A 10,718-nucleotide genomic window follows, 5' to 3' on the forward strand; every position below is an offset into this window, starting at 1 on the left:
TGGGGAAAGACCTATAGATAAAACGGAACATTTTTCTCCGTTAAAGAAAAGATTGCAGCATTTTGGCAGCTGGGTTGTTCGTAAGGCATCAAAGACAGATATTCCGGATGCACCAAGCGGATTTCGGGCTTATAGCCGGGAAGCAGCTATGCGCATGAATGTTATTAATGAGTATACTTATACTCTGGAAACCATTGTACAGGCAGGCAGAAATAAGATGGCTTGCACATCAGTACCGATTAGGACCAATGGAGAACTTAGACCATCAAGGCTGTTTAGCAGTATGTTTGGGTATGTGAAGAAGTCTATGCTTACGATTGTGCGGGCGTTTATGATGTATCGGCCTTTGTATTTTTTTACCATTATTGGTAGTATTCTGTCTTTTATAGGTGTTGCCATTGGCATAAGATTTATTTATTTCTTTATAATTGATGGAGGTCGTGGTCATACACAATCCCTTATTTTGGCTAGTATGATGATTATTTTAGGTGTTATGACGGGAATTGTAGGTTTACAGGCGGATATAATTTCCGGAAATAGGAAACTATTAGAAGATATACAATATCATGTGAGAAAGTTGGACTATGATGGAGTTAAGAAAGACGGGGACGAAAACAAAGATAAATAGTTTGTTAATATTGCAGATTAGTTTATTAATAATAATATTTGCTACCTTTATACCGGGAATATTAAATGCTGGCCAGTTACTATTTTCAGAGGATGAGAGCAGAGTATGGGGATATGCTTATAACTTATTAGGAGTAGATTGGTCTTCATACATGAAAGAGAGTTCTCTGATTTCTTTTGGTTATAGTTTGTTTTTAGTACCACTCTGTGCTATTTTTAAGAGGCCGGGGGCAATATATAAAGTTGTAGTATTAGGTAATGCAGTAGCATTATGTATTTCATACATCTTATCTGTATATGCAATTAACAGAATATTCCCTGATAAAAATAAGAAGTTAATTGCATTGGCATGTGGAATTGCAGCACTTATACCAGGTTATGCCCAAGTAAAGTTGCTGGCAGTACCGGATTTATTTATTCTTATGATTTTTTGGATAACAATTGTACTTCTGGCAGAACTTTATAGAAAACCTTCATTTGTAAAATTACTTGGTTTTGGAATAACTATTGTCATAGGGTTAATGTTTCATATAGCGTTCCTTTGTGTTGCTGCAGCGGGAGTGATTGCGCTTATAAAATTAGTAAAAGAGAAAAGAGTATTAGCAATACAAGCGTTGCAGGTAGGCGTTTGTGTTGTTATTTTGTTTGCTATTTTGCAGGTGATGGAATCATTTTGGCTAAATCAAATTTTTAAAGAGTCTGATATGCGTATTACTTCGAGTTTAAGTGCATTTTTTGATGGAATGGCAAAAGGTTTAGAAACTAAGGGGATTTTTGGTTTTCTACAAGGTATTGTCGGGAAATTATATAGCTTAAGTGCAGGTTCGATGTTAGGTTGTCTTTTTGGGTTTTGGGCGATTTATTGTAATCGAAAAAAATTACCCGGAGAAATATTATATGTAATAATAAGTTTTGTACTTATGCTTTTGACGCTTACTTTGTACTATAGTTCAGGTAAGACAGGTGATAGTATAATAAATGCACGTATGCTATTTATTATGATTGCACCTTTGTTAATTATAGGTATATTTGATATAGTTGAAAGTCGGAGATGGTTGGAAATCTTGATTTCTTCTATAGGGGTTATGGCATTTCTGGCTTTCATGTCAACAGAGATTTTAAAAAGTTATTCGGCTATTAGTATAGATTATTTTAATGCTGGGGTTATTTTTAAAGGATTAGAAGAAATATCAGAAGATCTTCAGGGCAGAGTATTTTTTATTACGATATTGATTACATTGGTAACTCTTGTATCTATATGTTTATTACGTAACAACGTCAACTTCAAAATATGTAATAAAGTGTTAGCAAAAGGCGGAGTTTTATCCGGAATTGTATTTTTAATAGTTATTACAGGCGTCATAGAACAAAGTGATATTTTAAGAGCAGGAAAAGAAGTAAATGACGATTATGCAAGAATAACATCATTGGTAAACGATGTTTCAGAAGATGTTCCTATTTATTATGTTGAGTCAGGTCAGACACTGGATAAAGATGTTGTGAAAATACAGTATTTACTTGGCAACAGGCAATTGTTTATTGTTAATAATTATAATGTTAATAAAGAAAATGTTAATGTAAAAGATATAGAGAATTATAATGAAGCAATTAATCAGAATAAGCCGCATTTAGTAATTACTGCAACAGATAATGATATGGATAAATATATAGAAAACTACACTATTACAGATGTGACTGAAAAAAGTAAGCTTCTTAGTGTGAGAGACAGCCAAGAGTCTAATCAACTACAAGAAAAAATATCCGAACGCATTTATGAGTTACCTTTGAAAAATTCTGAAAATACAAAGATTTATATGGGGCCTGGCACATATGATTGTACCGTTTCCTTTAAGTGCGAAGAAACACAACCTGAAGGAATGGCGGAAATATCCTTATTTAGTGGAAATACAAATATTAAAAATGTTGTAGTTGATGCATCTACCATACAAAATGGAAATATTGCAATAGGATTTTCTATAACAAGTGGTAAAACTTTAGAAGATATTTCTTTAGACATAAAATATCAAAATTCAACAAATTTTACAGTGGAAGACTTTATATATAGAAGGACTGAAAAGGGTTACTCTATTGGATTAGATGCTCCAGATCAATTTGAAAAAATATGCAATTTGATATATGATTTAGATGATGTTTCTGGTATTCAGGGAAATATAAGCGTAATAGATGATTCTTTTACAAGTAATGAGAAAACAATGTTGGAATATGCCAAAAGCCAATTGCCAGAATATACAATAGAATTACTTTCTCAAGATGATAAATCAAATAGTGATTATTTAATTTCTGTAGCGGATAGCCGTTCCTATTATGATTACATGGAAGAATATAAAATAATTGAAATGAATAGTAATTTTATTCTATTGGCGCGAAATAATTACAGTGGATTGCAACAATTAGCCAAATTAAAAAAAGAGCCTTTATCAAGTGGGAGGAATTTAGATATTCATAATTTCTTGAAAAAGAAAAATGGAGTATATGATTATGAATCTCCGATTACAGTATTGAGTGGAAATTATAATTATATAATTGAATTATCTGCTGAAATAGCTTTGATGCCGGAAGGAAAAATAGGCTCTGTTGAGATTTATAGTTCCGATTCTTTATTTGCAGATGTTGAAATATCTAAATCTGATTTTGATGAATATGGAAAAGCGATTATTAAAGTACCCCTCGCATCCAGAGGCAAAATGAAAAAATTAACATGCAGAATAAATAGTGATTTAAAAATTAAATTTAAACCAATGTATCTTGAGATGACTTCGGATAAATTTCAAGTTGGCAGTGATAATCAGGTCGGTATGGATAAAATAACAGATATCATTAAAGATATTGACGATGTTTCTGATATTTATTATGTCACATCTGTCAGTGCAAAAAATAGAGGAATGTTCTCAATGTCCAATCTTCAGAATAGTTTGCCTGAATATACTATAACAAACTCAACGCAGCACAAAGTAAAAAATTTGCAGACAGATTGTTATCTTATTGTGGAGAATTTTGGCACTGGTTCGATGGGGATTGCTCATAATTATTCAATGATTGCACAAGAAGGAATTTATTCCTTGTGGGTGGCAAATAGCGGAGAACTTCAAGAGCTTGCACGGAAAAAAGGATATGGAATGATTACAATAGGAAAGAAAATACCGATAGATGTCCTTAATAAATCAGATGATAAGCAACAGGTGAAAGAAGGAAATATTGGGCAATTAAATCTTGGCAACTACCTAATTAGCATAAAGGTTAGCAGTCAAGAATTGTTTGGAGTAAATAATGCAGTGATTCAGTTAGTTAGTGTTCAAGACCGTGAAGCTGCTATTGATGATTATATTAATGATGCAATAGAAGAAGGGTCAATGAACACGGAAGATCTAAAAAATACAGAAGTTCGTAAGAAAATAGGTGCGGTTGTGGCGTTGGAGCAAGTTGTCGCAAGTTATAATATTACATCTGATCAGTTTAATAATGGTAGTGATATAATTATGGAGATGAATGTTAAACTTGAAAAAAATGTGAATCAACTTGAGATCCGAGTATTAAATTATAAGGGTAATAAGTTGGAAGCATATCCAACGTGGATTGAAAAACAGTAAGATACATTATATGTGGAATGGAGATAAGTATGAAGAAAAAGTTATTAATCACAGCATCAACCTTTCCGAGGTGGGATAACGACACAGAACCTAGGTTTATATTAGATCTTGCTGAGGCTATGACTGATTATTTCCAAGTAACGGTACTTGTTCCAGCAGCTCCTAAAGCAAAAGATCAAGAGGTAATGAATGGTGTAAATGTGATACGTTATCATTACTTTCCAATTCATAAATTGGAGACGTTATGCTATCCGGGAGCTATTATACCACGTATAAAAGAAAAGAAAGTAAGAGTATTACTGGTTCCATTTTTACTCTTATCTCAATATTTTGCGTTAATGAAAATATTGCCCAAGGTAGATGTTGTTCAGGCAAATTGGATTATACCACAAGGAGTACTACAGTCTTGTTTTAAGAAACCATATATGATTACAGGTCATGGAACAGATATTGTCTCTATGAATAAAGGGATATTTAAGCTTCTTAAAAAAAGGGCGGTAGAGAAATCAAGTGGTTTAACTGTAGTGTCACGGCATTTAAAAAAAGAAGCGTTGAAGTTTGCGGAAGAAAGTAAAATAAATATTATTTCAATGGGATGTAAAACAGAGAATTTTGGTAAACATTTTGCGGTTGAGAACTATTTTCAGCAAGAAGACAAAAAAGTGGTACTATTTGTTGGCAGATTAGTTGCAATAAAGGGTGTTACACATTTAATAGATGCTATGAAGCAAGTAGATGCTGTATTAATTATAGTGGGTGATGGACCACTGCGAAATGAACTGGTAAATCAGGCAAAACCTCAGGGTAACAAAGTGAGGTTTTTAGGTGCAAAAAGCCATGAAGTACTAAAGAAAATTTATGCATCTGCTGATATTTTTGCGGCACCATCTATCACGGTAGAGAATGGAAAACAAGAGGGGCTGGGGTTAGTTATATTAGAGGCAATGGCATCAGGACTTCCGGTGGTTGCTAATAAATCAGGAGGGATAACTGATCTGATTCATGATGGAGAAAATGGATTGTATGCACAGGAAAAAAATGTTGATTCCCTGGCATCTAAGATTAATTTATTATTAAATGATGATATATTGTATGAAAAATTATCTGAGAAATCTTTAAAAACAGCATACGAATACGACTATAAAGTAATTGCAAATAAGTATGCGCGTTTATTAGAAAGAGTTTAGGTGAGTCCATGAAAAAAATAGCATTAAATTATATATATTTAAGCAAAAATCATGCTGGAGGCAAAGATCAGGTAGGATTAAATTTACTTAAAGGATTCCATGAAAACGGTTATACGAAAAATATGATTGTATTTTGCTTTGATTATTCTAAAGAGGTAATTCAGAGTATATCACCGGATATAAAGATTGTATCAATTACTTCCAAAACATATAAGAGCGAAGTTCTAAGAATGATACAGGTTTCCATGGTAAATACTTTTGTTATACCTGGATTAATAAAAAAATACGGAATTGATATTATCTATCACTTGAGCTGCAATAATGGTTTGAGAAAATATAATGCATATTCCATCGTAATTCCTCATGATATTAAGGCAGTTGCTCATAGAGTTATAGCAAATGTAAAGGTTCCATTTTACAAATATTGGATATATAGAATTATGTATCGCATAGATTTTGATCATGCAGATAAAATAATTGCAATTAGTGATACGGATAAATCAGAAATAACGCAATACTATCCTAAGTCAAGCGCAAAAGTTAAACGAATATACAATCCCATAAATATAACTCCATCCAATAAAAGTAATAAAGTAAAAGAGCCTTATATCTGTGCGGTAAATCTTCAATTTCATCACAAGAATATAATAACTTTAATTAAAGCTTTTGAATTAATAAAAGATAAGGCTAATTGTAAATTAATTTTAGTTGGAAGTGTTCCTGATAGAGTTCAATATTTAAAAGATTATGTGACAAAGCATAATTTAGAAAACTTTATTTCTTTTACCGGTTTTGTGGATGACAAAACTATGCAGGAGATATTTGTAAACGCACGTTTATATATTAACCCTACATTATATGAAGGCTTTGGCATGACCGCAATCGAGGCTATGATTTGTGGAATACCTACATTAATCTCTAAAATACCAACAAACTATGAAATCACAAAGGGAATGTGTAGCTATTATTCTCCACCAGAAGACGAGTATGCTTTAGCTGATGCAATCATAAAATGTCTGGACACACCTGTAGATAAAGAAAAATTACAAAGTATTAGTGAAATAATTAATGAAAATTATAATTATATAAGGATAAGTAAACTGTATTTTAAATTATTTTCAGAGGTTTAAGCTTAGTATACAGAGTTATGAAAGGGGGGAAAGGTGTGATCAATGATAAAGTTGCAGTAATCATATTAAATTATTGTTCGGCACAGGATACGATTCGTTTGATAAAAAGTATTGAGAAGTATGAAGAGAATTATCATATTATAGTAATAGATAATCATTCTGAACAGAAGGACAAAGCAATTTTAAGTATTTTAGACGGTCGGTATGAAGTTATTTACTTAGAAGATAATACAGGATATGCGGCTGGTAATAATGTGGGTATTAGAAGAGCTATGGAATTAGGATACGAGTATTTTTTAATTGCAAATAGTGATACGGAAATTATTTATCCAAATACAATTAAAAACTTGTTAGTTAAGATGAAAGAACTTAATGCATCTATTATCGGACCTAAAATGTTGGATGCTTCCGGCAAATTAGACTCTGGGATCATAATTGACAGTAAATGGGGCAGAACTTATCGAGAAACACCGGAAAAGATTTGTCGTTGTCGTAGTTTAATTGGAGCGTTTTTGTTGATTTCTAAAAATACAATAGAAATAAATGGCCTTCTTCCGGAAGAGTATTTTTTATATAGAGAAGAAACGGATTATTTTATACAGGCTTATGAAAAGGGGCTAAATATAATTTATAATCCGGAGATTACAATTGTACATCGGCATGGAACAACAACCGGAAGAGTCTGGGATTATTATTTTAACCGTAATACGATATATTTCGCAAGAAAAGTAAGAAAAACAAATATATTTTTACTGGGGGTTTATCATTTCTCAAAATCTTGTTATTTAACACTTCGTATTTTATGTGGGTTAGATTATAAGAAGAATAAAAAAAATGCAATCTATTTAATGTGGTATGGTTATATTGATGGTATGCTTGGTAAAACAGGGAAAAATGACAAGGTTAAATAAATTATTGTTAGGAGAAAATAGATGAAAAAGAGTATATTATGGATATCTAGTTTTGTTCCATATGATACCGTTGATCATGCTGGAGGGAAAAATCATAATTATCATGTAAAATATATAAATGAAACTGATAAATTTAAAATATTTTTATTATCTAGATGTTATGAGAGAGAAATCGCTAAAATTGATTTGGACAAATATAAGATACCAAATAGGATAGCGGTAATTGAAGGGGATAAATATCACAGCTTGATTAGAAAAATGAATAATATAGGGTCAATTATTAATCCTTATCATAAATATTGTGGGTTATTACCTAACTATCAAGGCAGAAAGGTAATAAAGTTAATAAAGGAGTACGTGAAGAATGGAGAGCAGCCGGATATTGTGATTTTACAATGGACCCAAATGTTGTTACTTCTACCTTTGATAAAAGAATGTTTCCCAAATAGTAAAATAGTTGCGATAGAAGAAGATGTAGCTTTTTTAGGTTTTAAAAGGAAGTACGAATATGTTAATCATTCTTTAAAAAAGGCATTTTATAAATGCCGGTATGAGAGATTAAAAAAAATGGAGATTGATAATCTTAATAGTACTGATCTGATATTGGTAAATAATAAAAAAGATGCCAAACTTTTGTCAGAAAATCATTGTCCCAAAGAAAAAGTAGATCAGATAGCAATCTATTATGATGATTATTCAGGAATAAAGAGGAAACCATCCAATAAAGATATAGTTTTTTTTGGAGCCATGGGAAGGCTTGAAAATCATTTAAGTGCTATGTGGTTTATTGAAAAAGTATTTCCGCTCATTGACGATAAAGAGGTAAATTTCATTGTGCTGGGGGGCGGACCTCATAAAGAGCTATTACAAAAGCAAAATGACAGGATTAAAATCTTAGGGTTTGTAAAAGATATATCACCATATTTTGAAAAGAGTTTATGTTTGGCAGCACCACTTGTATTAGGCGCTGGAATAAAGGTGAAAATATTAGAAGCATTGTCTTCAGGTATACCTGTATTAACAAATAAAATAGGTATAGAGGGCATACCGGCTAAGAACGGGATAGAATATATTCATTGTGAAGAACCAATGGAATATGCTAAAGCGATCAGTAATTTAGTTAATAATCATATTGATGCCGAGGAGTTATCAGAAAAAGCTAAGAACTTTATGACAAAAGAATTTGAACCATCTATCAAAATGGATAATGTAGTTAAAAGGTTATTAGAATTGTAGAATGGTTTTGGAAAGGTTGATAAGCTATGAAACAAAACATTTATAAGATGGTTGCAATTACTGTTACTTTCAATAGTAGTCATTTTTTAAAAAGAGTAATAGAAGCTTTGGAAAATCAGTCACATCCTGTTGACGAAATTATTGTTGTAGACAATAATAGCAATGAAGAAAATAAAGAAAATATTAGGATGTTGATTAAAAATAAGGAACATATTCATATAGTCTGGATGAAAGAAAATTTAGGTGGTGCTGGTGGTTTTAGTGCAGGAATGCAATATGCCCAGGAAAAATTGGATCCTGACTGGTACTGGTTAATGGATGATGATGCATTTCCCAGAGAAGATTGTCTTAAAAACCTGATAAAATACACCGATTATACAGATAATATAGGTTGCTTGCAACCATTGATCTGGGGGATAGATCATGAAAAATATCAATTGTACCATCACAAAAGGGAGTCTAAGTTATTATTGGAAGATATAGCAATTGTAAATAAAGCGGATGATTTAGCTGAAATAACACCGATAGAAGCAAGTGCATTTGTTGGTCCGCTATTTTCCAGAGCGGCAGTAGAGAAAGTTGGCATTGCTGATGGAACTCTTTTTATTTATGGAGATGATTTAGAATATACTTATCGGGTTTCACGTGAATTTAAAGTGTTGTTAGTCAGGGAAGCAGTCATTAATCACCAGGATCCACCGCTTGTAGGGGGAGTATTTACACCTAAGACTTGGTGGAAAGATTATTATTGTTGGAGAAACCGTATTTTTTTTATAAAAAAATATACGAATAGTCCTTTACGCAGATTTGAAGCATTGTCGTTATTTGGTTTTATGCTGGGTAAAAAAGTATTAAGGACTTTTCTGATAAAACAGTATTCCGGATACAGGAAATTGCGGATATCTATTATTTGGAATTCTTGGAAAGATGGTCTTTTAAACAGAAGAGGAAAAACAATAGATCCTGTGGACTATCAAAAAAAATTGCAGAAAATGCAAGAAAAACTTGTTGGTTAAGTAAAAGGGTGGTTAAATGTATATCATAAAATTTGTAGTTTACATGATTTGTTTAATTATATTATTAAAATACATTATATTAGCATTCGGCTTAGTATTGTGCAGAATATATACACAAAGAAGAAAAAAACATTGGGGAAAGCAGACAAATGAAACTCCTAAGAAAATCATATCTCAAGAATCCTTAAGTTACCAGCAAAAGACAAGTAAGCTATTTTCATTTTTCTTAATGGGATTAAGAAAATATGAGATTATAAAAATATCACAGTTTCCTTCACATTTTATTCGGAATATTGTGTATACAAAGATTTTTGGTTTGGATATTGGAAAGCGGGTTGTCATTTATAAAGGGCTTATAGCCATAGACTTATGGAAAATACATATTGGAAATGGGACTATAATTGGTGACGATAATATGCTGGATGGCCGTGGTGAGATAGAGATTGGAGATAATGTAAATTTGAGTTCCCAGGTTAGAATTTGGACAGGACAGCATGACGTCAATGGACCTAATTTTGAGTATCAGTCAGGAAAAGTAAAAATAGGTGACCGTGCATGGATCAGTGGTAATGCAACAATTTTACCCGGAGTTACAATAGGTGAAGGAGCGGTAGTTGCCAGTGGAGCAGTTGTTACAAAAGATATAGAACCATATACAATTTATGGAGGAATTCCAGCTAGAAAAATTGGTGAACGCAGTCAAAATATGGTATATGAATTTGTAGGAGAACATGATTGGTTTGTGTAAATTTAGTAAGAAATCTTTTATGTAAGACAGTTAGGTGGAAAAATGGTTAGAAAAGTAAAAGATAAAGAGTTAATAGCATTGACAATTATAATGCTTGGCGTAATACTGATTATTGGTCTGTATAATTTGCCAAATGAAAAAGTGATTTATATTACATCAGATGAATTAGGGTATTGGGCGGCTGCAGCACATTTTGCTAAATTGGACTGGTCAGGAGTTTCATCCATGTGGCCATATTATGCATACGGATATGGT

General features: G+C 32.1%; 8 protein-coding genes and 1 pseudogene. All 9 read left to right on the forward strand.

Annotated elements, in window-relative coordinates; genetic code table 11:
- Positions 1–628: pseudogene (locus ACH2DQ_RS10420) on the forward strand (glycosyltransferase family 2 protein); the annotation flags it as partial.
- A complete protein-coding gene (locus ACH2DQ_RS10425; protein WP_394913529.1) occupies positions 585–4,235 on the forward strand; it encodes an ArnT family glycosyltransferase in 3,651 nt (1,216 codons plus the stop codon). The pseudogene ACH2DQ_RS10420 and the gene ACH2DQ_RS10425, both read left to right, overlap by 44 nt.
- Before the next feature lie 29 nt (positions 4,236–4,264).
- Positions 4,265–5,422: a glycosyltransferase family 4 protein gene (locus ACH2DQ_RS10430; protein WP_394913528.1), complete on the forward strand. Its 1,158-nt coding sequence runs from the start codon at positions 4,265–4,267 to the stop codon at positions 5,420–5,422.
- An 8-nt stretch (positions 5,423–5,430) separates the two neighbouring features.
- A complete protein-coding gene (locus ACH2DQ_RS10435) occupies positions 5,431–6,552 on the forward strand; it encodes a glycosyltransferase family 4 protein (protein WP_394913527.1) in 1,122 nt (373 codons plus the stop codon).
- Between the two features lie 35 nt (positions 6,553–6,587).
- Positions 6,588–7,463, forward strand: a complete 876-nt coding sequence (locus ACH2DQ_RS10440) for a glycosyltransferase family 2 protein (protein ID WP_394913526.1) — start codon at positions 6,588–6,590, stop codon at positions 7,461–7,463.
- Between the two features lie 21 nt (positions 7,464–7,484).
- Positions 7,485–8,699, forward strand: coding sequence for a glycosyltransferase (locus ACH2DQ_RS10445; protein WP_394913525.1), 1,215 nt, complete (start codon positions 7,485–7,487; stop codon positions 8,697–8,699).
- 26 nt (positions 8,700–8,725) lie between these two features.
- Positions 8,726–9,715, forward strand: coding sequence for a glycosyltransferase (locus tag ACH2DQ_RS10450; RefSeq protein WP_394913524.1), 990 nt, complete (start codon positions 8,726–8,728; stop codon positions 9,713–9,715).
- Positions 9,716–9,731: 16 nt separating this feature from the next.
- Positions 9,732–10,463 (forward strand): acyltransferase, encoded by a 732-nt coding sequence (locus ACH2DQ_RS10455; RefSeq protein WP_394913523.1) that lies wholly within the window; start codon positions 9,732–9,734, stop codon positions 10,461–10,463.
- A 42-nt stretch (positions 10,464–10,505) separates the two neighbouring features.
- On the forward strand, positions 10,506–10,718 hold a 213-nt coding region (locus ACH2DQ_RS10460; RefSeq protein ID WP_395026670.1), incomplete at its 3' end, for a hypothetical protein.

The sequence above is a fragment of the Robinsoniella sp. genome (assembly GCF_034124845.1).